This is a genomic window from Mucilaginibacter sp. (genome assembly GCF_041663085.1).
GTDB lineage: Bacteria > Bacteroidota > Bacteroidia > Sphingobacteriales > Sphingobacteriaceae > Mucilaginibacter.
The window spans coordinates 1-22,313 of the sequence record NZ_JBAZRC010000043.1 but is presented as its reverse complement, the minus strand read 5'-3'; the positions used below and the strand labels follow the sequence as shown (position 1 = coordinate 22,313).

At 41.9% G+C, this 22,313-nt stretch carries 20 protein-coding genes; 17 read left to right on the top strand and 3 right to left on the bottom strand.

Annotated features, from left to right (window positions below):
• Window positions 1–100: 100 nt before the first annotated feature.
• Window positions 101–724 (bottom strand): RNA polymerase sigma factor, encoded by a 624-nt coding sequence (locus tag WC615_RS10390; protein WP_372978034.1) that lies wholly within the window; start codon window positions 722–724, stop codon window positions 101–103.
• Window positions 725–819: 95 nt separating this feature from the next.
• Between WC615_RS10390 and WC615_RS10385 the strand changes: the two genes are divergently transcribed.
• The 15 genes from WC615_RS10385 (at window position 820) to WC615_RS10315 (ending at window position 18,636) form a co-directional block, all read left to right on the top strand.
• The gene (locus WC615_RS10385; protein WP_372978033.1) at window positions 820–1,872 is read left to right on the top strand and encodes a FecR family protein; all 1,053 of its coding nucleotides are present in this window, start codon (window positions 820–822) and stop codon (window positions 1,870–1,872) included.
• A 64-nt stretch (window positions 1,873–1,936) separates the two neighbouring features.
• Window positions 1,937–5,437 carry a SusC/RagA family TonB-linked outer membrane protein gene (locus WC615_RS10380; protein ID WP_372978032.1) on the top strand — a complete coding sequence of 1,167 codons (3,501 nt, stop codon included), beginning with the start codon at window positions 1,937–1,939 and terminating at the stop codon, window positions 5,435–5,437.
• A gap of 33 nt (window positions 5,438–5,470) precedes the next feature.
• Window positions 5,471–7,075 (top strand): SusD/RagB family nutrient-binding outer membrane lipoprotein, encoded by a 1,605-nt coding sequence (locus WC615_RS10375; protein ID WP_372978031.1) that lies wholly within the window; start codon window positions 5,471–5,473, stop codon window positions 7,073–7,075.
• 15 nt (window positions 7,076–7,090) lie between these two features.
• Window positions 7,091–8,098, top strand: coding sequence for a glycosyl hydrolase family 18 protein (locus tag WC615_RS10370; protein WP_372978030.1), 1,008 nt, complete (start codon window positions 7,091–7,093; stop codon window positions 8,096–8,098).
• 35 nt (window positions 8,099–8,133) lie between these two features.
• Complete coding sequence (locus WC615_RS10365) at window positions 8,134–9,474, top strand: glycoside hydrolase family 18 protein (protein WP_372978029.1); 1,341 nt, start codon at window positions 8,134–8,136, stop codon at window positions 9,472–9,474.
• An 8-nt stretch (window positions 9,475–9,482) separates the two neighbouring features.
• On the top strand, window positions 9,483–10,214 hold the full coding sequence (locus WC615_RS10360) for a glycoside hydrolase family 16 protein (protein WP_372978028.1): 732 nt from the start codon (window positions 9,483–9,485) through the stop codon (window positions 10,212–10,214).
• A 113-nt stretch (window positions 10,215–10,327) separates the two neighbouring features.
• Window positions 10,328–11,617, top strand: coding sequence for a DUF885 domain-containing protein (locus WC615_RS10355; RefSeq protein WP_372978027.1), 1,290 nt, complete (start codon window positions 10,328–10,330; stop codon window positions 11,615–11,617).
• A 73-nt stretch (window positions 11,618–11,690) separates the two neighbouring features.
• Entirely contained in the window at window positions 11,691–12,125 is a 435-nt protein-coding gene (locus WC615_RS10350; RefSeq protein ID WP_372978026.1) for a hypothetical protein, read from the top strand.
• Entirely contained in the window at window positions 12,122–13,093 is a 972-nt protein-coding gene (locus tag WC615_RS10345; RefSeq protein WP_372978025.1) for an MBOAT family protein, read from the top strand. Before WC615_RS10350 ends, WC615_RS10345 begins: the two co-directional genes overlap by 4 nt.
• Before the next feature lie 85 nt (window positions 13,094–13,178).
• Window positions 13,179–13,862 carry a DUF998 domain-containing protein gene (locus WC615_RS10340; protein WP_372978024.1) on the top strand — a complete coding sequence of 228 codons (684 nt, stop codon included), beginning with the start codon at window positions 13,179–13,181 and terminating at the stop codon, window positions 13,860–13,862.
• Between the two features lie 129 nt (window positions 13,863–13,991).
• Window positions 13,992–15,506, top strand: a complete 1,515-nt coding sequence (locus tag WC615_RS10335; RefSeq protein ID WP_372978023.1) for an alpha/beta fold hydrolase — start codon at window positions 13,992–13,994, stop codon at window positions 15,504–15,506.
• A 90-nt stretch (window positions 15,507–15,596) separates the two neighbouring features.
• A complete protein-coding gene (locus WC615_RS10330) occupies window positions 15,597–16,271 on the top strand; it encodes a MarC family protein (protein WP_372978022.1) in 675 nt (224 codons plus the stop codon).
• A 116-nt stretch (window positions 16,272–16,387) separates the two neighbouring features.
• A complete protein-coding gene (locus WC615_RS10325) occupies window positions 16,388–16,852 on the top strand; it encodes a DoxX family protein (RefSeq protein WP_372978021.1) in 465 nt (154 codons plus the stop codon).
• 135 nt (window positions 16,853–16,987) lie between these two features.
• Complete coding sequence (locus WC615_RS10320) at window positions 16,988–17,614, top strand: hypothetical protein (protein WP_372978020.1); 627 nt, start codon at window positions 16,988–16,990, stop codon at window positions 17,612–17,614.
• 104 nt (window positions 17,615–17,718) lie between these two features.
• Window positions 17,719–18,636, top strand: a complete 918-nt coding sequence (locus WC615_RS10315; RefSeq protein WP_372978019.1) for a glycerophosphodiester phosphodiesterase family protein — start codon at window positions 17,719–17,721, stop codon at window positions 18,634–18,636.
• Between the two features lie 51 nt (window positions 18,637–18,687).
• On the opposite strand, the gene WC615_RS10310 is transcribed toward WC615_RS10315, so the two are convergent.
• Together WC615_RS10310 and WC615_RS10305 are read right to left on the bottom strand one after the other, a co-directional pair.
• Window positions 18,688–19,155, bottom strand: a complete 468-nt coding sequence (locus tag WC615_RS10310) for a hypothetical protein (protein WP_372978018.1) — start codon at window positions 19,153–19,155, stop codon at window positions 18,688–18,690.
• Window positions 19,156–19,160: 5 nt separating this feature from the next.
• Window positions 19,161–20,123, bottom strand: a complete 963-nt coding sequence (locus tag WC615_RS10305) for a heme-binding domain-containing protein (protein WP_372978017.1) — start codon at window positions 20,121–20,123, stop codon at window positions 19,161–19,163.
• Window positions 20,124–20,293: 170 nt separating this feature from the next.
• Between WC615_RS10305 and WC615_RS10300 the strand changes: the two genes are divergently transcribed.
• Window positions 20,294–21,280, top strand: a complete 987-nt coding sequence (locus WC615_RS10300) for a hypothetical protein (RefSeq protein WP_372978016.1) — start codon at window positions 20,294–20,296, stop codon at window positions 21,278–21,280.
• Window positions 21,281–21,717: 437 nt separating this feature from the next.
• Window positions 21,718–22,020, top strand: coding sequence for an AAA family ATPase (locus WC615_RS10295; RefSeq protein WP_372978015.1), 303 nt, complete (start codon window positions 21,718–21,720; stop codon window positions 22,018–22,020).
• Window positions 22,021–22,313: the final 293 nt, after the last annotated feature.

Below are 22,313 nucleotides of genomic sequence, written 5' to 3'. Positions count from 1 at the left end.
CTGTTTTAATAAAAGAAGCTCTGAAATATTTTAAATATGATAATATCTATGTGTTATATATATATTATTATCAAAAATGGGGGATTGGAGTTCAAAAAGCTTAACTCAATAAGCGAATGATCAAAGCAAGAGAAAAAACATCGCGCAGTACTTTTATGGCGTTGTGCAGGGTGTTATAAATGGTGCGCTCGGTAAGGCCGGTTTTTTCAGATATCTCGCAAAAACTAATCTGATCAAAATAGCGCATCTGCACAATTTCTATCTGTCGTGGGGTAAGCTGGTTAAGGGCTTTTTGTAGCCGTTTTTTAGTTATCTCGTCCTGCTGGCTGGCTATCAGGATGTTTTCGTAGGGCTGTTCGGTAATAGCCGCTTCAATCTCGGCCTCTTCAATGGTATTGGTAAAAGTTTCGCGCGAGTATTGCTGGTAGGTTTTGTAAAGGATGCGTTTATATATAGTAAGCACATACTGCTGTATGTGCTGTACTGATGATAATTTATCCTGGATGCGCCAAAGCTCGATGAACAAACTGTTGATACCTTCCTTTACCAGCTCCGGGTTTTTGTACATACAAACACCAAAGCGGTACAAATCATCATAGAAGATATCAAAACACGCGTAAAGACCCTGCTGATCGCCTTCTACAAGCAACTGCCAGTTCTTTTTTACCCGTTCCGTTTTGATGCTCATGCGCTCTTTTGCGACCGATTTGTGTGCTTTTTCCAATTAACGATGAAATTAATAAAAATCTTTATAAATTTTTTTAAAAAGTGTTGGTAAAAAAGAATAATCTATTGCACTTGTATGTAAATACCAACTTAATGGACTATATAAATTTTAATATCGAGGATTTTTTGACGGATGAAAGCTTTGTTAATTATTGCTATGACCTTAATGATAAAGATAAGGCCTTTTGGGAAAACATCATTTTAACCCAGCCGCTTCTAAAAAAGAAAATTGCCGATGCCCGCGAACTTTGCCTGTTACTTGGCATAAAAGTGAGCAAGGCAGACAAACAGCAACAGCTTGATAAATTAAAGGCAGCCATAGCAACCGAGCAGTTTAAAAAGCAAGCCTTACCAATTACTAATGTACGCAGGTTATGGTTGCCACGTGTTGCCGTTGCGGCCACCTTACTGATGCTGGTAATTGCTTACGGTTTGTATAAATATAATACGCCGGTTTCGGGCGCGGTAATGTATAGCCGCATCACCAATGCCAATTACCACATGGTAGCGCAAACAAATTATGGCACCCGCAAAAGTGTTGTATTGCCCGATGGTACCACGGTAACCTTAAACGGATCAAGCAGCCTTAAAATAGCAAATGATTATAACGGTAACGACCGCCACGTGCTTTTAACAGGCGAGGCCTTTTTTGAGGTTACCAAAGACAAGACCCGCCCGTTTGTGGTGCTTACTGCCAAAACCGCTACAACAGCTTTAGGTACATCATTTAAAGTAAATAGTTATGCAACATTAAAAACTGCCAGCGTGATGCTTGCAACAGGTAAGGTTAAGGTAGAGGCAACACAGCCCCAAAGCAATATAACCGACCAGATACTGATACCCGGCCAGCAGGTTGTATTAGCCAACGGAGGGAGCAGTTTCACCAAATCTGAATTTAACAAGGCCGAGCTGCAAAACTGGATAAACAACAAACTTGTATTCAACAACGCCACTTTTAATGAAATAGCAGCCAAAATAACCAACACTTATGGCATACAGGTAACTGCTGATGCTAAAGAGGTTGATCAGATCAGATTTACGGGGCAGTTTAATAATAAAAGCCTTAGCGAGGTATTGGACGCCATTGGCTTCGTAAATAATTTTAAATACAAACTAAAAGGAGACACTATTAAAATCGTATTCTAACTAAAGTATACCATAAATCAACCTAAACCTTATCATAAATTAACGTACCCTAAATCTTTAAACTATGCTAAAAAAACTACCCTCTTCACGTTTTTTTTCAAAAATGTTATTGAGGATGCTTGGCGCAGTGTTCCTGGTTATTTATACCAGCAGCTATGCCCAATCATCGCCCAACGCGCTTTATTCTTTTAACTGGCAGGACCAGCCTGTAGAAAAAGTGTTCAAACAAATTGAGGATGCCACCAAGGTGCATTTCTCATACAACCCTGCCGATGTTGATTTTAAACGCCGGATAAACCTTAAGATAACCAACAAGCAGCTAAACGATGTTATTGATGCACTCGCCAGCCAGATCAACGTTAAATACAAGATCTCGGGCGAAACGGTGTTGATACAGGCGCTTAAAAGCAACCCAAACGCTGTAGTCTTTGTACTAAAAGGTAAAGTTTTAGACCCCGATAAACTGGCTTTGCCGGGCGTAACGGTTATCAATACCAAAACAGATAAATCGGTTGTGACCAACACCGCCGGCGAGTTTGCAATTGATGCAAATGCAGGCGATGTAATAACATTTAAGATGCTGGGTTTTGAGCCTTCATCTATCATTGCCAGCGAGGAAGTGAAATTTGTGAACATATCGCTTAAACTGAGCAGTACCGAACTAAAAACGGTTGTGGTAACAGCCCTTGGTATTAAGCGCGAGCAGCGCGCCCTGGGGTACGCCTTTGCCGAAGTGGATGGTAACGACTTGAAGAAAGCCCGAGAAACTAACGTCATTAACTCGCTTGCGGGTAAGGTTGCAGGTTTGGTTATAACTGGCGGTGCCGGCGGCCCGGCGGGTTCATCAAGAGTAATAATACGTGGTAATACTACAATTACCGGTAATAACCAACCGCTATATGTGGTAGATGGTGTACCGATAGATAACTCCAACTACGGTCAGGTAGGCGGTGGAAAATACTCGGGCGGGCAGGATTTTGGCGATGCCATATCGGCCATTAACCCCGATGATGTAGATAAGATAAGTGTACTAAAAGGCCCATCGGCATCGGCACTTTACGGTAGCCGTGCCGGTAATGGTGTAATATTGATCACCACCAAAAAAGGCGGTAACAGAAAAGAACTTGGTATTGAGTTTAACAGTACCTCATCCTTCGAAAAACAATTGACCACTTTAGATGGCAACCAGTATATATACGGGCAGGGCAGTTCAGAGCAATTGGTAATTGATGCTGCACAGGCAAAAAACACCTTGTTTAACAATTTTGGCCCACGTTTAGATCCAAACTTACAGGTAATTGGTTTCGACGGTGTTTATCGCCCTTATGCCCTGGTAAAAAATAATATTCAGGATTTCTTCCGCACAGGTTCAACCTTTACCAATACCATAGCCTTATCAAATTCAAGCGAGAAAGGCAACTTCCGATTGTCTCTTTCAGACCTGCGTAATAACGATATTGTACCGGGCAGCAATATGCGCCGTAATACATTCAACTTTAACGGCAGCTCTAAATTCGGTAAAAATTTAACCGTTGAAGCAAGGGTGATGTACATGAACGAGAATGTAACCAACCGCCCTTCACTGGCAGATGATCCGGGTAATATTGGTAATAACTTTATTGGCCTGGCTAATAACGTAGACCAATCATACTTTAAAACCGGTTATAAAGATGCTGAAGGTAATTACGTAGAATGGGGAGGTGGCCAGTACCGGCTCGACCCATATTGGGTAATTAACGAAATGAGCAATCAAACCAAGAAAAACCGTATGATAGGCGGTTTACAGGCTAACTACACCTTTACAAGCTGGTTAAGCTTACAAGGCCGCGCCTCAACAGATTTTACTTATTTTGATTATCAGAAATTCAGTCCGCGGTCAACCCCCGGCTCATTAACCGGCAGACTGGAAACAACCAATCAAAAAGTACAAACTACCGAGGCGGATATGTTATTAACCGCGCAAAAGCAGGTAACCCCTTTTTTGAATTTATCAGCAAGGTTAGGAGCCAGTTTATCACATAGCCAGGCTCCGGGTTATACTACTTCAAATATTGACCAGGTAGCTACGGATATCATCAGTTCTAACGCTTTTTCTGATAGGACTGTTATTGAAATTTCACCGCGAGAGCGAGAAACCAGATCTGTTTATGCTTTGTTAAGCGCCGCATATAAAAGCTTTTTATATGTAGATGCAACAGTGCGACGTGATGCGGTATCAACATTGCCAAAAGATAATAACGCCTATACCTATCCATCGTTATCTGCAAGTTTTGTATTTACCGATGCTTTCAAAATGAATAAATCGATACTGTCTTTTGGTAAATTAAGGGTTTCGGCAGCTGAGGTAGGTAGCGATACAGACCCGTATATGTTAAACCCAACGTACCAATTAAACCCTCAATCGTTTAATGGCACCCCATTAGGAGGATTAGCGCCGGGTCAGGCGTTGCCGTCAACATTAAAACCAACCCGTACGCGGTCTTTCGAGGTAGGAACCGATTTGAAGTTTTTTAATGATAGGATCGGTTTAGATCTTACTTATTACACTTCAAAGTCAAGGGATCAGATAAATATTGTTAACATACCGCTAAGTTCTGGTTTCGCACAGGAAATAATCAACGCTGGTGTTGTTGGCAATAAAGGTATAGAGGTAGCCATAAACACAAGGCCAATTGTAAGCAAAGACTTTAGCTGGGACTTTAACGTGAACTTTGCACGTAACATTAACAACGTAGAGTCGCTTGCCGATGGTGTGCCTTACCTAACCTTATCAGACGCCCGCTGGTTGGGTACATCGGTAGTGGCAAGGCCAAACACAGCCTACGGCGCCATATTAGGCTACGGAGGACAAAAAGACGACCAGGGCCGCGCCATACTTGACCCAATTACTTTGGCGCCGCTACAAACGGTTGACCGCGAAGTGCTGGGGAAAGGCACCTGGAGCTGGACGGGTGGTTTAAGCAGCTCGTTCTACTACAAAAATTTCGGGTTAAGCTTTGTTGTTGATATTAAACAAGGCGCAAGCTTATTCTCCATGACAAACCTGTTCAACGTTATAAGGGGGGCAAGTTTAGTAACCTTACCAGGCAGGGCCGAATGGATAAAATCTGAAGAGGACCGCCAGTCGCAAGGCCAGAGCATAGAACAATGGACAGCAGCGGGTAAAGTTAGGGGATATGTGCCTCAGGGAGTGGTGCAAACAGGTGTAGACGGATCAGGCAAACCTATATACGCCCCGAACACCAAAGCGGTAGATCCATCTGTTTACTGGGCCAATTATTACAGCGATGGTAACGGTGTAGCTACCCCGTTTATATATGATGCCAGTTATATTAAAATGCGCGAGATAACAGTGAGTTATACCATCCCAACTGCAATTTCATCAAAATGGGGTATCAAAAATATGGCGGTAGCGCTGGTTAGTCGTAACCCGTTCATCATCCATAAAAATGTGCCCAATGTTGACCCCGATTCTAACTACAATAATGGTAACGGGCAGGGGCTGGAGTATGGTTCATTACCATCAAGAAAAAGCTGGGGTTTTAACTTAAACGTGAAATTCTAACAAGATATATAGACGATTGATAATCATATAGATATGAAAAGATATATAAATAAAATAATTATCCTGCTTTTAACCGCAACCACTGTGCTGGTTTCCTGCAAGAAGTTCGAAGATTTTGGTGATATGAATACCGATCCCACCAAATCAAACAACCTCGATCCGGTAAATCAACTGGTGCTTACGCAGCTTCGTTTTTCGGGCGAACTGACCATAAATGAGCGTACAAGCATCATCATGACCATGCCGCTTGTGCAGCAAATTGGAGGCGCCTATTACACCCGTTATGGTTTTGAGTATGTGAAGAACAGGCAGTACATGTCTGAGCTTTGGGAGCTTGGTTACCCCAATGATGTGCTGAATATTGTTGACGCGGTAGATCGCTCTGCGAAAGACCCGCTTAAAAGCAACCTGAACGCCATGTGCCGTATCATGAAGGTGTACATTTTTGCAAGGATGACGGATCTTTATGGTGATATCCCTTACTCTCAGGCAGGTAAAGGATATATATCAGGTGTGGTACGCCCGGTTTTTGATACGCAGAAGGATATCTATGACGATTTCTTTAAAGAACTTACCGCTGCTTCGGCACAGTTAGATGCATCAAAAGACAATGTGGCTGCCGATATATTTTACCAGGGAAGCGTACCTGCCTGGAAAAAGTTTGCCAACTCGCTGCACCTGCGTTTAGCCATGCGTTTAAGCAAAATAGCGCCTGATAAAGCAAAAGCAGAAGTACAGGCTGCTTACGCTGCTGGTGTATTTACCAGTGCCGATGATAATTGCATAACTCACCATGCCGACGTTCAAAACAGCTATGCCGATATCCGTGGTAATGGTGTATCTGTAGCTATCAACCAATACCCTGACGAAGGCAGGCCACGTATTTGCAGCAGCCTTTTAAATATAATGAGCGGCAGTAACGACCCCCGTTTAAAATATATAGCCCGCGATTACTGGGTAAACCCCGATAAACCATCTGAAAGGATTGACGTTACCGACCAGGTAAAAGCACAGGTTGGTATTATAGGCGTAGGCCCGGGTAAATACAATTACGACGACTTTTTAGGAGCTATTAATGTTGACCTTGGCGGTGGCCGTATTGTACAGGTGCCAAACAATGGCCAAAAAGTACAGCTTGCCAACTGGATGATCACCAATGATGCGCCTTACTTCCATATTACCTACGCCGAAACCGAGCTTTTATTAGCAGAAGCAAACCAACGTTGGAACTTAAACCTGGGTGTTGATGCTAAAACACATTATCAAAATGGGGTGGAAGCAGCCATGAGGCAACTGGCTTTATTTAAAGGCGGCCCCGTTTTGACCAGTACTGAGATCGAGAACTTTAAAACGGATAATCCACTGCCGCCGGGGAATGAATTAAAAGCGATAGATACACAGCTTTGGGTTGCACTTTTATTGAACGGGCCAGAGGCTTATGCCAACTGGCGCCGTACAGGCTTCCCGGTGTTGCTGCCTGCTATTACCGGAGAATCTACCGCTACAACTACCCCGCGCAGGTTTGAATACCCGCTTACAGAAACAGAGCAAAACGCAACAAATATTAACAAAGCAATTGCCGCTATTGAAGGTGGTATTGACGACTGGACCAAACGTGTTTGGTGGGATAAACAATAGTATATGATGATGACGATGATGAGAAGAAATATTTGGTGCGTTGTTTTGCTGACGGTATTGATGTGTAGCTGTAAAAAGAGCGCGAAATCTGAAGTCAATACGAACGATGATAAGAAACCGGTAGCTGGTGCATCTTTTAGAGTGGTGGGTTACTTAAGGGAATATAATGTGGTTGATGGCCGTGCTATTCAGTTTGATTTTAGCAAAATAACCCATCTTAACATAGCCTTTATAAACCCCGATGCTGCCGGAAACTTTACCACGCTGAATGGTTTAAAAGAACTGGTAGCCGCTGCACATGCAAAAAACGTAAAAGTTTTAGCATCAATAGGCGGCGGGCTTGCGCCTGAGTATTATACCACGCTGATATCTACAGGCAGCAGCAGGGAAAAACTTGCAGCCAGTTTGGCCAGTGTATCAGACCAGTACAATCTTGATGGTATTGATATTGACCTGGAAGGCCATTTTGTTGATGCCAATTACGAGGCTTTTGTAGTAGCTGTAAAAGTTGCACTTAAGCCAAAGGGTAAATTGCTTACCACGGCTATTGCTACGGTTTACGCAACGCAATACACCAATAAGGCGCTGGCACAGTTCGATTATATCAACATCATGTCGTACGATAAAACCGGCCCCTGGAGGCCTGAGAAGCCCGGTCAGCACTCGCCATATAGCATGGCTACTGATGATCTGGACTATTGGGGGGGTACCCGCGGTATAGCTAAAGAAAAGCTGAGCCTTGGCCTGCCTTTTTATGGTTACGGTTTTGGCAGCGGCGTGCCCGAGGATATGAGTTTCGCAGATATCGTTAAACAATACCCGGGTTCAGAGAATAAGGATGAAGTAACCGTTGCTGCCGGTGGCACCATGTACTATAATGGTTTGCCTACCATCAAAAGTAAAACAAGCCTGGCTTTGCAAAAAGCAGGCGGTATAATGGTTTGGCAATTGTTGCAGGATGGTACCGGGGCAAATTCATTACTCAATACCATTGATACCGAAGTAAAGGCAGCGAAAAAATAAGGTTAAGACATTAAGGAAATTTTAAATCATAAAAAATGAAAAAGATCTATCAAAAACTATCATTACTACTGCTGATGCTGGTAATGGTAGCCGCAGGCTGTAAAAAGGATGTGGCAAAAGAGCAGGAGAATGCCAACCCGCTGCAGCCAAGAATCTTCGATATTTTAAGGGAGTTTGCGGGTGCGCAGGTTATTGACGAGGGCGATACCGCTAAGTTTACCAATATTGAGGTAACACCTGCAGGCAAAGCCGATATCAGCTGGCAGGTGAACAACGTGGAGGTATCAAAAGATAAAAAGTTCAACTTTTCACCAAAAGGTGGTGGTGAATTTACTATCAAACTAAAAGTTACTTATAACGGCGATTCGAGTGTGCGAAGCACCAAGGTGTTGGTTAACCCTACAACCTATACATTTAAACCATATACTAAAATAGCGATGTCGTACCTTACACAGGATGCATCAGCCGCGAACGTGAATTTTAACAATGTTACGCATGTAACTTACAAGGTTGGCCTGGTATCACCGGAAGGTGACCTGGATACTTCGTCGGGCGAGGTAGGGCAGAAAGCAAAAGAACTTGTTGCAAGGGCGCACATTGCAGGCGTACCGGTTATAATGGGTATTAGTGGCAGGCTATCAGGTATTGATGGCTGGGCTATTTATGAAACCAACGATTTTGGTACCGCTATACGCGACCCTGCAAAACGTACTAAACTTATTGGCCTGGTAAAAGCTTATGTTGCCGCCAAACGTATGGACGGTGTAGATATTATGATGACGGACATCAACTCGGGCAATGCGCCTGATAATATCCACGCGATAGGCCCATTCCTTAACGAGCTGAAGGCGGCATTACCGCCAACCGCTTTAGTTACCGTAACAGCCACGGTAAATTACCAGCATTGGGAGTATCCGGATCTTTCGGCTGCAAGCTGGGTTAATTTGCATGCCTTTGAGGATAATATTCACATAGGCCCGGGCGCACCTGTTGGGCAGTCTTCAAGCTTACAGTTTATGATTGAGGGTGCAGCTATATGGCCAAACTTCCACCTGCCGGCCAGTAAGCTGGTTGTGGGTATGCCTGCGTTTGGTTTGCGTTACAACTCTTTAGATGCCAATGGTAATAATGAAAGCTGGGGGTCGTATGATTACATGACCTACAAGGATATTTTAACAGCCGACCCAACCGCGTTTGGTAAGGAATTTACCGATAAATCGGGCAAAGGTGTGTATTATAATGGTGTACCACTGATTACCCAGAAAGCGCAATACCTGAAAAATAATGGCTTTAAAGGCGGTTACTTGTATGGTGGCGATTACGACACCCAGGATGCAAACTCATTAATGTTAGCCTTATTTAACGGAATAAAATAATAATTACGATGAAAAAAATATATGCTATCGCGTTTGCACTTTTGCTGATACATAGCTATGCGCACGCGCAGGATAAAACTATTAAATGGAGCGGCTATACCTGGAAGGTAAAAGAACCTGCCGATGCTACCGGCCCCGGCCCCAATTACTGGAGTGGCAGCAATGTATGGGTTGATGGTAGCGGTTGGCTGCACTTAAAGGTGAGCAAGAACGCAACTACGGGCCATTGGGAGTGCGCCGAAGTTGCCAGTACCGAAAGCTTTGGTATGGGCACTTATCAGTGGCAGATTGATGCTGATGTAGATAAGTTCGACAAAAACCTGGTACTGGGCTTGTTTGACTACTCGGGTACCGATGCAAGGGACGAGATAGATATTGAATTTGCACGATGGGGCAACAGCAGCTATCCAAATTTAAACTATACAGTTTACCCTAAGGTGGGCGACCCGCCAAGGCATACCAGCTTTTCTACCGAGTTTACATCGCCAAACGGTACGTATACCACGCATAAGTTTACCCGTACTGCCGATAAGATAACTTTTAAAACCCTATACGGCCACGTGAATGATGAGCCAAGGGATAACCTGTTTATCAGCAAAGAGTTTAAAAGCCCGTCGGTATCTATCAGCAGCGTGAATATGCCGGTATTGTTAAACCTTTGGCTTTTTAAAGGGCAGGCACCCACGGATGATAAACCTTTTGAGGTGGTGATACACAGCTTTAAGTTTACCCCGCAATAAGCAGCAGATTGTTGATTTACTATATGGCCCGGTTGCTATTATGGCAGCCGGTTTTTTTGTTTGGCCTCAGTAACAAATGGCACTATAGGTTGTCTTTACATAAACCCCTGCCGATGAAATTTTATAGCGCTTTTGTAGCCATGCTCCTTACCTGTTCTGTTGCTTTTGGGCAAGCTGGTTTTAAAGGGTTTTCGGATAGGTTTGTTTCGGGCTATAAAAGCTTAAACCTCCCGCAGTTAGAGTTAAGCTATGTTGATCAGCTAAACCATATCGGCCCTGTTGCAGCAGTACAAAATCAATTTAAATTTTTTAGTGCGGTAAGGCTGGTGTTAAAAAAGTTTGACCCAGGTAAACTAACCGTAAGTCAAAAAAATGATTATCAGCTTATAAAATACGAAACAGATATAAACCTTACCCGCATAGCGCTGGAGTTTGAATGGATTGCCAAACGCCCGGCTCAGGTTCCCGCCAATGGTATCTATAATATACCGGATGGTAAGGAGTGGTACAAATATCTGATCAAAAGATGGGCAGATGATGACATCACGCCCGAAGCTGTTTATCAATTTGGGCTAAACGAGGTTAAACTGGCCAATCAACAAATTGAAGCTATCCGCAAGGAAACGGGGCTTAGTGAAGAAGCATTTTATAAATACCTGAATGATACATCATTTTACATCACCAACCCTGCACAAATTCAACAGGCATTTGAGCAAACCAGGAAGTTGGTGATGCAAAACCTGCCCAAATTGTTCAGCAATACTAAAATCCCGCAGCTGGAGATCAGGAAAGGGAACAGTGATAGGCTGGCGCAAACACCGGGTTATTATGATGATAATGTATTTTACTACAACAGCTTTAATAACCACGTAAATAAACGGCAGGTAGATTGGCTGTTTCTGCACGAGGCGGTTCCGGGCCATCATTACCAATCGGTCGTTTTGGCACAGGCTAAAGTATCTGAAGTGCAAAAACTATTTTATTACATGGGTTTTGCCGAAGGATGGGGCGCATATGCTGAAGAGTATGGCGGCGAGCTTGGCCTTTACAAAACACCGTATAACAGGTTGGGCAAATGGGAGTGGGGCATAGTACGTTCCATTAGGTTACCTATTGATGTGGGCATTAATTATTACGGGTGGACGAATGAGCAGGCGCTAAACTTCTGGAAAAAATACATAAAAGGACAGGATGATATTGCCCTGCGCGAAATACAGCGCGTACGCCGCTGGCCCGCACAGGTAATAACCTACAAGCACGGGGCTGCAAAACTAATGGAATGGAAAGCCCAACTCATTAAAAAACAAGGGAGCCGCTTTGATATCAAGGAGTTTCATAGCAGAATTTTATCTCACGGATCGCTACCGTTTTTTATGATCAGGGAAAAAGTGTTCAATAATTAATAATTATATTTTCAGTAATTATTGAAAGTTTAAAACTTTATTTATATTTGCCCTGTAATAAATAATAGGGCAGATGGAAGCTTTTGAATGTAATATACAAACACTGATACGTGTTGCCGGGTTAGCACAGATCGTGTTAGTACTCGGCAGCCTTGCTATTCCGCGTATACTAAAGTGGCAAATAGAACTGGCCAAAGTACAGCCCTTGCTTAAACAAATGTTTTGGACGTATGCGGCATATATACTGGTAACTAACCTATGTTTTGGCCTGGTTTCATTACTCGCTTATCATGAATTGCTTGACGGCTCTGTGCTGGCTACATTGGTTGTCGGTTTTGTTTCTGTTTACTGGGTTTCACGGGTGTTGCTCCAATTCTTTTACTTCGATAGGAATGGTTTCCCAACAGGCAGGTGGCATAAACTTGCCGAAGTGCTTTTGATTGCGCTGTTTATTTTTCTGAGTGCGGTTTATACCCTGGCATTTTATTTAAATTATATGCAGTTATGACAAACCTGCTTATCACACACCTGTTTTATTTCGCTTTGATAAACCTCGCTGTTGTGCTTGGCGGCTATCCGCTTATCAAAAATAAACTTATTTTGACAGGCTGGCTAATGCTCGTTGTAAGTATTCTGGCTGTACACCTCATCTTTTTACATGAACACTCCATACTGCGTATGTTGGCCATCATCGCCACCACATTTACCGGCATGAAGGTTATAGCGGTAACCGAGGGATATAAAAGTAAGCCGCTTAGCCTTAGCTATAAGCAATGGCTTGTTTATGCCGTAGGCTGGGTAGGGATGAGGGCCGAGCCTTTTGAAACCCTTGGTGAAAAAGCATTGCCAAATGCATGGCCTATGATAAGGTTTGGTGTTAGTAGAATTATAATTGGGGCTTTGCTTGTATTGTTGGCACATGTAATTGTTGAGCAGCAGTTTAATGTATTATTTACACATATAACCGTAAGCGCTATTTTATTGGTAGGTTTTAGCCTGATATTACATTTTGGTATGCTCGGCATAAGCGCGGGCAGCTGGCGCTTATCGGGTGTAAATACATATTACCTGTTCAGGCAGCCCGCAAAAGCCCTAAGCCTTACCGAACTTTGGAGCAAGCGATGGAACATCGCCTTCAGTGAAATGACCTCTGTAGCTATCTTTCGCCCCCTTAAAAGCAAAACGGGCAGTGCGTGGGCGCTGCTGATAGCGTTTGCATTTTCCGGCCTGCTGCATGAGCTGGCGCTAAGCGTGCCGGTAAACAGCGGTTATGGCCTGCCGCTGTTATATTTTGTGATACAGGGGGTATTGGTATTGATTGAAAAAGTGCTTGTTCTTAAAAAGATCACCTTTTTGCAGAATGGGTTAGTAGCCCGTGCATGGGTGTTTTTCTGGCTTATAGCCCCAATACCACTGTTGTTTCATGAGCAATTCATTAAACAAATTTTGTGGCCGTTGGCAGGATTGCATTGGTAGTTTAAGATGTCTTAAAAAGGGTGAAATCACCCGGGTGGTTTTATAACTAACTGTTTATCTTTAGTTTAATAAAACCTAAACCATCATGAATCAAGTAACAAAATTTCTGGAACAAAAAACCCCGGACCTCGAACTGTCGTACCTGCAGATCAGAAGGGCTGTTGGGGTACTCGGTATCGCTTTACCAATTGTAATTTACCTGGGCGCATTTATATTCAGCAAATGTGGCGTTCTGGAAGCATCCATAAGCGATTATTATTACACCATAATGGGAAGCGTACTTGTCGGTATTTTATGCGGCGTGGCGCTCTTCCTGTTTTCGTACAAAGGCTTTAATAACTGGGACAGGATCGCCAGCAATATAGCCTGTGTATGTGCTTTGGGTGTCGCCTTCTTTCCTACTAATATTACGCCTGATGTGGTTAACTGCAAGATATTTTCAAGGCCCGATGATATAATACGCAACACCATCCATTATACGTCGGCAGCTTTGTTTTTTATTACGCTGGCCTGCATGTCGCTCTTTTTATTTGTCCGTACTGCCAATAAATCGCACATGACCAATCAAAAACGCAAACGTAACATCGTTTACAAAACCTGTGGAGTTGTTATGATAGTTGCTATCGGGATAATTGCCAGCCTTAAGATCAAGGCTATTCATGATATACTGGGGCCTTATAAACCGGTTTTTTGGCTGGAGTCTGTAGCCTTATGGGCATTTGGTATTTCCTGGCTGGTAAAAGGAGAAGTATTGTTAACTGACAATTAATATACACACTGCCGATAACATAAGCCTCTTAGCACAGTTAAGGGGCTTTATTTTTTAATAATTACTTACTGCACCCTGCAACATACCGCCATTAAAAAGCATCTTATTGTTCAAAGCCATTAACAAAACATGAAAAAGATCGGCACACTTATTTTTATCGGGATAACTGGCATTATAACCGCCACGGCCCAGCAAAAAAAATATACGCCTAAAATAGAAGAGTGCAATTGCCGGTTTATGATGGACAGCAATTTTGTAAAGATAGCCCCACCAAATCTTAAAACTGCTTTCTCTGCACCATTTGATAAAATAGACAGCAGCTTTAAAACAAAATGCGGTTACCTGGTAGTACCCGAAAATCGTGCTAAAAAAGCTTCAAAAATGATAAAGCTACCTTTTATTGTTGTTTACAGTAAAAAACCCGATAAAAGGAAAGACCCGCTATTATATACCGCAGGCGGCCCGGGTGGCAGCTCGTTAGGCTGGGCTATTGGCGCTACAAAAAACGATCTGATCAAAGACCGCGACTGTATTGCAATAGAGCAACGGGGCACAAGGTATTCATTACCGCACCTGAGGGCGTTTGATCTGGATGCCGCCATCAAAGAATCGTACCGGAAAAATCTTGATAAAGACAGTATGGTGCTTGAGGGGGTAAAACGCTATAAAAAGACATTGGAGAAAAGAGGGATTGACCTGTCCGGCTATAATACCGACGAAACCGTTTCTGATATTCACGATCTGATAGCGGTGCTGAAGATAGATTCGATCAACCTGTTAGGCGGATCATACAGCGGTGGTTTGATGACAGCTGTATTAAAGAAAGACCCAACTCATGTACGTTCGCTGGTGCTTGATTCGCCATTACCTATATTTACCCCGATAGATGAAGATGAGCCAGCCAACTTTAACGAGGCGCTTACCGTGTTGTTTCGCCATGTAGAACAGGACTCGACCGATAAAGCACTGTACGGTAATTTGCAACAACGTTTCCTGGATTACTTTAATGGTATTGCCTATAAAACTTTTTATCAACCTTATTTAGAAAAAGGCACAACCGATTCTGTAAAGATAGCCTACACTAAAAACGAACTGTTGGCGGAGATCATGAACACGATGTCAGATAATTCGCACCGGAAAGATGTGGCTTATATGATCACAGAGATGATAAAAGGACATCATAGCGTTTATATCAATACCTTTTTGGATGACCTGTTCCGCAAGAACCAGGCGCCCGATGGTATGCGCATCTCGGCCTATTGCGCCGACCAAAGTACTTACCATAGCGAAGAGGTGATACAGCAATTATACAAAGCTTATCCATACTTAACAGGCTACCGCATTAATGATGTAATAAAAAGTATGTGCGACTGCTGGAAGGTGCCACCTGTTAATGCCGGTACCAAACAACCTTACTACTCTTTAAAACCTGTATTACTGGGCGATGGCGAGATGGACCCCAACTGCAGGCCGCGTTATATCAGTGCTATAAACCATTACATGCCAAACGGGCAAAGCTTTTTGTTCATCAACAAAGGGCATGGCGTGGGTAGTAAAGAATGGTACGAAATGGTAAGGCAGTTTTTGAACGAACCGTACAAAAAGGTCATTGCACCAAACGCCAACATTGTACGGTTGCAATAATGCCTGCCTGATGAAATTGTTGCAAACCACGCCTGGTAAATAAGAAGGATTATTTACATATTGCATTATATCCCGTTCAATTGTAATGCTATGAATATCTTTCATCAAACGTTTCTTAATCTTGTTTTTATAGGGATAATAGCCCTGTTCCCGGTAGTAAACCCAATTGGTTCGGCGCTTATTTTAACCCCGTTTTTTGAAAACCTTACCAAAGCCGAAAAACGGCGCGCTGTTGGCAAAATCACCTTTTATGCTTTTTGTATCTGTACGGTATCTCTTTTTTTTGGCCAGTGGATATTGAGCCTGTTTGGGATCTCGATACCCATTGTTCAGCTTGCCGGGGGCATAATGATATGTAAAATAGGGTGGGACTTCTTATCCTCAGATCCTAAACCAAGCTCAGACCACGACGCGGTAAAAGACGAGATCAATGTTTCGGCCTATAAACATATAGCGGGTAAGCTATTTTATCCTATTACTTTCCCGGCTACCACAGGTGCCGGTACAATCTCAGTGCTTTTTACCCTGAGCGCACACAATAATGAAATTGGCAGTGCCGAGTACTATCTTAATGTAGGTTCAATACTGGTTTCCATAATTGTAATATGCCTCATGATCTATATTTTTTACCTGAACACCAAAACCATATTAAGATATTTAGGGCCTAATGGCGAAACTATTGTAAACCGTATATCGGCATTCCTGATATTTTGCGTGGGGCTGCAAATTGGTTATTCGGGCCTGAAAGTGCTGTTTAATATATAAAGCCCGACAAACTTTTAACGCCCCCCAAAAAAGTGAAAAACTAATTGTGTTTATAATTATTTTTTATGCGTAACTTCATCATAATCAATTATAAACATTCTTAAAAGGAGGGCGTTATGAACACGGTTCGTAAAATAGAGCATTGGGGTGATCTTCATCATCCAAAATGGCTCGATGTAGTTCGCATTGTACTTGGTTTGATCATTTTCGGTAAAGGCGTTGTTTTTATAAGCAACACCACGGTTCAGCAGGATTGGATCTTCCATAATAACGTTTTTGATTTTTCGGGCCTGATGGCCATGGTACTGATACATATCATAGCTTTTGCGCACGTTATAGGCGGCCTGCTTATCATAGTAGGGCTGCTTACCCGCATGGCTGTTGTTATACAGATGCCAATAGTACTGGGTGCCATATTTTTTGTGAATGCAACCAGGGGGCTTACATTTCTGAATACAGAGCTATGGCTTTCTATCCTGGTATTCCTGATGCTGGTGGTTATCTGGATTGTAGGGTCGGGGTCATTCTCGGCAGATAAATGGATAAACGATAGCAACGCGTATCGCCATAAAAGAACATAAAAGTTTATGCTATCAAATACAAAAAGCCTTTCAGCCAAACTGGAAGGCTTTTTAGTTTTAAATCACTATCGAATATAAACCCGCTAACATCTCGTAAATAATTTTTTTGAGTAAGTTGGAGGCTAAATTTATTGCATGCGTACTATCAGTTTCTTTATTTTATCTCTGTTCATTGGCATAGCGGCTTATTCACAAAATACACCATTAACAAAAAGCAAGGCAGATGAAATAGAACCGTATGATTATCCCACTAAATTAATTGGGGGGTACAATATCCTGTTTAAAGCGGATGACAGCACTGAATACCTTTACCTTACTAAAGGGAATAAAAGAATAGCCGAGCTGGCCTCGGATGTGAGAGGAGGGCTTTATAAAAACCTGGGTTATGTTGGGGCTGACTTTAAAGAGTACTTTGTATTTGTACATTCTTACGGATCGGGAAACCCGCATGAAATTGAACTGATCAAAAAAACGACAGGCAAAAATATTCTGAAAACCGATGCCTGGTGGATAGATGTGGTTAAAAAGAAAGAGGCTTTGCTTTACAGTGATCAGGATGTGCCAACTACGAAGGATAAGATGATTTTGTACAGCGTTAGCACCGGTAAAAAACGACTACTTAGTTTTCCTAATGATGTTTTTAATGAGCCAATGATACTATACCGTATAAAGATCAAAACGCTAACTGATAAATATTTGATCATTCAGTATGATACTAACGGCCATTCTAAAATGAAGAAATACGTATTTAATATTAAGTAACTAACTATCGGTATACTGGTTACTTTACAAATAAAATCCTTTCTGCTGAATTATATGTTTATAGCTTTGTAGCAGGAGATCCTCGTTTTAAAACTAATATGTTTATGGCTAATTATAAAAACATACTATATGCAGGCGTTATTGCTGCTTCGGTAATTGCGCTCTGTTCGTTCAATTCAAAAAACGTGTCAAAATATCCATCATTTTTTAAAATCGGCCATCGCGGTACGCGCGGCATGATGCCTGAAAATACCATACCGGCTATGCAAAAAGCCATTAATTATGGCGTTAATACCATAGAGTTTGATGTTCATGTTACTAAAGATGGTAAAGTGATTGTTTATCATGATGATTCATTCGACCCAAATTATACCCTGATGCCAAATGGTACTGAGATAGACCCTAAAGCCCGTGACAAGTACCTTTTTTACCAGATGGATTATGCAGATATTAAGCCATTTATTATCGGTACAAAAAAGTATCCGGCCTTCCCGCAGCAGCAAAGTCTCCCTACTTATACGCCATTATTATCAGAGCTGGTTGATTCTGTTGAGCATTACACTAAGGCAAATAATTTACCACAGGTTTATTACCTGCTCGAGATAAAATCGGATGCGAAAACAGATGGTGTTAACCAGCCCGTGCCAGAGGTTTTTGTTAAAAAAGTAATGGATGTAATGCAAACTAAAAAACTGGGTAAACGTTTAATCGTTCAGTCGTTCGATAAACGCCCTTTAAAGGTAATGCATCAAAATTATCCGGAGGTAGCTACCGGTTTTTTAACCGGCGATAACAAGGTTAGCTTTGAAAAAAACATGGCCGAGCTGGGCTATACCCCCCGGTTTTATAACCCGCATTATGGCATGGTGAGTGAACAACTGGTAAAACAATGCCACGATAAACAGATGCTGATATGCCCATGGACGGTGAACGAAACTGCCGAAATGAAACGCTTAGCGGAGTTGAAAGTTGACGGTATTATAACCGATTACCCCAATCACTTAAGTGAACTGATAAAGTAACTTACGGATATAGTATAAACCCTACTGCAATAAAAACCCTTATTTAAATTATTATGGCAAAACAGAAGGCAGTTGGGATAGAATATAACTTACCCTTTGTTTACTGCCTGTGGTATCAACATTGAGTGTTAAGGCCTTGCCTTCGTATTTTTTATAGCTTACAGCTGTGCCCGTTGTATTCACCAGTTCGAGTGATTGCAATTCGCCGGGGATGTTTGCTCCAAACCAATGGTCGTCCGCCTGTCTTTTCCAGGTAACCAGGGCAAAAGATTCTCCCGGTACATGTATTTTTAATCCCTTTATAGCATTCTGCAAAGCAAGTGTGTTAGCGTACAGCGTAGACATGGTATTGTGTTTTTTGTTTATAGATGATGACATCACTTTTAACCCCAGCTTATCAAAATTAAATGCTGCCGGGAGCGAAGCCCGGTCATTTACCAGTTTTATTTGTTTAGGCTGGTCTGTACAGGATGAAAAAAGTATCGATCCGGTAAAAAATAGGGCGATTAGTTTTTTCATCATCATTAGTGTTTAATAGGTTGGGTAAATACAAAATCCTCGTCTTTTTGCGGCCGGTGGCAATTAATACATTCGTTGGCAAACGTAACCGTTTTGCCATAAGGCATCATTTTCGGCGTTTTAAACCGTGCAAATCCCCAACCTTTGGTAGCGGCATATTTTTGATGATCCTTTATCATGTACTCTATCTGTTTAAAAGCCCCGGTGGTTACATTACCATCTTTATCTTCGAGCTGATCCCAGGCAACTTTGGCAAATACAGTACCATCTGGCCATGGGCTAATGTTGTTCTCTTTAATGGCTTTTACAGCAATAGCGTTTCCCAGTATCACCCGCATGGTACCATTATCAAAACGATCAGTAGTACTGATGGCTTGCCAGTTTTTATAATCGGGCATGTAGGTAATGCCGTTTAATGCAGTAGGTAGTTTGCTGTTAGCCGTTTCGCCACTCTGCCATTTTTTAAATTGTTTATCCAGCGCGTTGGTTTTTGCAGTGTCGGCCGGTTTGTTATTTACCTCCATAGTTAACACGTATGCTTTTAATACTGCAACGTCCTCAGTTGATAGTTTTGTTGCCGGGTGTACAAAAGTATAACCCTTAATGGGCATAGCGCCTGCCGTTATCTGGTTAACAGCTTCCCAAAACTTAGCCTTTTGATCAGCAGGGGCTAGTTGTTGCCAGGTAGAAAAGTTTAAACCTTCGCGCCCTTCTTTAACATCCTTTGCCACCTGCCAGTACACTGGCGCAGGCTTGTCATACCAACGCAGGTTAGTTTCGTTAGAGTGGCAATCATAACAAGCCCTTTTTATAATGGCTTTAACATTCTCTGGCGCTGTAAAATCCCCGGTTACTGGAGGGTTGTTTATCTCGGGGTGTATGAACTGTATGCCCCCGAATATGAGGATTAGCGGAATCAAGATAGCGAACAGCATTTTTTTTCCGGATCGGCTCGGTGATTTCTTCATGCGAAATGATTTAATGCACTACTATAATAACGGTAAAGGTAATATTAAATGAGGTACTATTAGTTAATTATGCTGCGCAATGCTGCCGTCTAAACAGTATATTTATCACATTGCGTTTTGCCTGTAAGTTTGGCTTTGCACAGGGGAGCGTTAGCTAATTAAATAGATGAATGGAAACAAAAGTAAACACTGATTTTATTGATTTGCTCCAAAGAGCTAACCGAACGATTATAGATGAGCCGGGTAACTTAGGAGGCATTTATAAAGTAATTCACGAGTTACACTCAGTATATGCTGAACAATCCGGGGTAACTGCCGGGAATATTACAGATGCCGATATTATGCTGCCGTCGGGAAAAGCGGTATCAACTATTAAGGCCGCCCACTGCCTGCTTGAATTTCAGCGGACAGCAGTTTTTTTTCGGGGGATATATAAGGCGGTTTGCAGGCTAAAAGCAGATTCCCCTTCACAAACCATTCATATTTTATATGCGGGTTGTGGCCCTTATGCAACACTGCTTACCCCTTTAGTTGCATTGTTTAGTCCATCAGAGGTAGCCTTTACTTTTCTTGACATTAATCAAGTATCGCTTGATGCGGTAAAGAGAATGTATGACCGGCAAAATTTAAGTGAATATGTAAAAGCGTACATATGCGCTGATGCCACAACGTATAAAATACCTGAGGGTACAACAGTTCATTTGGCCGTATCAGAAACCATGCTAAATGCATTAATGAAAGAGCCGCAGGTGGCAGTTATGCAAAACCTTATCCCGCAGTTACCACCTTTGGCTTTATTTGTACCTACTAAGATCACTGTAAGCGCAAACTTGTTGGACGTAAACGAAGAACAAAGAAGTACAACAGCTGGGGTTTTACCGCGCCGGATAGCGCTTGGTGAAGTATATACAATAGGCAGGGAATATTATACAACACCGCAACCGGTTAGCTTCCGTATTCCGGATAAGGTATATGATTATAAAACTGTTTTTCTGCACACCCACATAGAAACTTATGGCGATGAAGTGTTAACAGATTACCAGTGCAGCCTTACCAACCCAAAGATGATTACCAGTGTCGGAGAAATGGAGGGTAAACACATCACCTTTAATTATGCTAACGGAGAAACACCTGGTTTTATGCACCAGTGGGAATAAATAACCTGCCTTGATTACTTCTTTTAAGTTTTGAACCAAAAAGCCTCAAGACTTACGACTTTTTATCAATTTGTGACCCTTAGTACACAGTTTTCGAACTCTTTTATAGAGGATTTAAAGAAAATTGCTTCATTCCAATAAAGCCCTATTCGAATATTACCATTTGAATACGTTTGAATGCTTTTTGAAGTTACAGAGATTGTAGAATTTTATTTAACCAATTAAGCTTAGTATTTTTTAATGTATATCGAAAGGTAAGTAGATGTTGAATTTCTCACAATAAGGGATTTATTAAGCTTCCCTTTGTTCAGCCAAAATAGTCATGATATCTGTCTGACCTAATATACCTACTTATCGACATAATCGATTCCATAAAGAATACTGTGTATTGAAAACATTAACCAAAAAGGTTACATTTAGCTCATAAACCTGTTCGCATGTACATATCAAAGCTCAGTATCAAAAACTACCAGAATTTTGATGAGTTTACTATTAATCTCAAGCCGTTGACGCTAATCATTGGCGAAAATAATATTGGTAAATCTAACCATTTGGATTCCATTGGTCTTCTTTTCAGTCAATACATTTCTTTCTTTAAAAAACGAATGCTTGAGCTGGCGGACTTTAACTGCATCACAATTCGGAACTTTAAAAGACAGTTATTGGATTTCGGCATTCCACCGGATAAAATTGAATATCCAATTATTCAGGTTGAGGCTATTCTGGCGGGGGGGATTTAGAACACAGGAAAGTGTTATTGGAGAATGGTTTTCCAACAAGGATTGTACAGAAGCCAAGCTTTGTTACATTTTTGCTCCGTTTTCAAATTCAATAAACAGATGAAATATACAGCAACGCCAATTTATTTCTGATTATGAGCAAAAAATTGGCAAAGCAGATTTTGATCAATTGTCTGAAAATGCAAAATTGGATTTGCTTAATTTCCCAATCGCTAAGTACCATTACACGATTTACGGCGGAAAAAACCGAGATACTCAGGCAAATACATATCATTTAGCCCAATTACGCTTTG

Bases quoted from the DNA above. Each gene is read 5' to 3' on its own strand.
- WC615_RS10385 (WP_372978033.1), top strand. From the start codon at position 820: ATGGACTATATAAATTTTAATATCGAGGATTTTTTGACGGATGAAAGC.
- WC615_RS10380 (WP_372978032.1), top strand. From the start codon at position 1,937: ATGCTAAAAAAACTACCCTCTTCACGTTTTTTTTCAAAAATGTTATTG.
- WC615_RS10375 (WP_372978031.1), top strand. From the start codon at position 5,471: ATGAAAAGATATATAAATAAAATAATTATCCTGCTTTTAACCGCAACC.
- WC615_RS10370 (WP_372978030.1), top strand. From the start codon at position 7,091: ATGATGAGAAGAAATATTTGGTGCGTTGTTTTGCTGACGGTATTGATG.
- WC615_RS10365 (WP_372978029.1), top strand. From the start codon at position 8,134: ATGAAAAAGATCTATCAAAAACTATCATTACTACTGCTGATGCTGGTA.
- WC615_RS10360 (WP_372978028.1), top strand. From the start codon at position 9,483: ATGAAAAAAATATATGCTATCGCGTTTGCACTTTTGCTGATACATAGC.
- WC615_RS10355 (WP_372978027.1), top strand. From the start codon at position 10,328: ATGAAATTTTATAGCGCTTTTGTAGCCATGCTCCTTACCTGTTCTGTT.
- WC615_RS10350 (WP_372978026.1), top strand. From the start codon at position 11,691: ATGGAAGCTTTTGAATGTAATATACAAACACTGATACGTGTTGCCGGG.
- WC615_RS10345 (WP_372978025.1), top strand. From the start codon at position 12,122: ATGACAAACCTGCTTATCACACACCTGTTTTATTTCGCTTTGATAAAC.
- WC615_RS10340 (WP_372978024.1), top strand. From the start codon at position 13,179: ATGAATCAAGTAACAAAATTTCTGGAACAAAAAACCCCGGACCTCGAA.
- WC615_RS10335 (WP_372978023.1), top strand. From the start codon at position 13,992: ATGAAAAAGATCGGCACACTTATTTTTATCGGGATAACTGGCATTATA.
- WC615_RS10330 (WP_372978022.1), top strand. From the start codon at position 15,597: ATGAATATCTTTCATCAAACGTTTCTTAATCTTGTTTTTATAGGGATA.
- WC615_RS10325 (WP_372978021.1), top strand. From the start codon at position 16,388: ATGAACACGGTTCGTAAAATAGAGCATTGGGGTGATCTTCATCATCCA.
- WC615_RS10320 (WP_372978020.1), top strand. From the start codon at position 16,988: ATGCGTACTATCAGTTTCTTTATTTTATCTCTGTTCATTGGCATAGCG.
- WC615_RS10315 (WP_372978019.1), top strand. From the start codon at position 17,719: ATGGCTAATTATAAAAACATACTATATGCAGGCGTTATTGCTGCTTCG.
- WC615_RS10310 (WP_372978018.1), bottom strand. From the start codon at position 19,155: ATGAAAAAACTAATCGCCCTATTTTTTACCGGATCGATACTTTTTTCA.
- WC615_RS10305 (WP_372978017.1), bottom strand. From the start codon at position 20,123: ATGAAGAAATCACCGAGCCGATCCGGAAAAAAAATGCTGTTCGCTATC.
- WC615_RS10300 (WP_372978016.1), top strand. From the start codon at position 20,294: ATGGAAACAAAAGTAAACACTGATTTTATTGATTTGCTCCAAAGAGCT.
- WC615_RS10295 (WP_372978015.1), top strand. From the start codon at position 21,718: ATGTACATATCAAAGCTCAGTATCAAAAACTACCAGAATTTTGATGAG.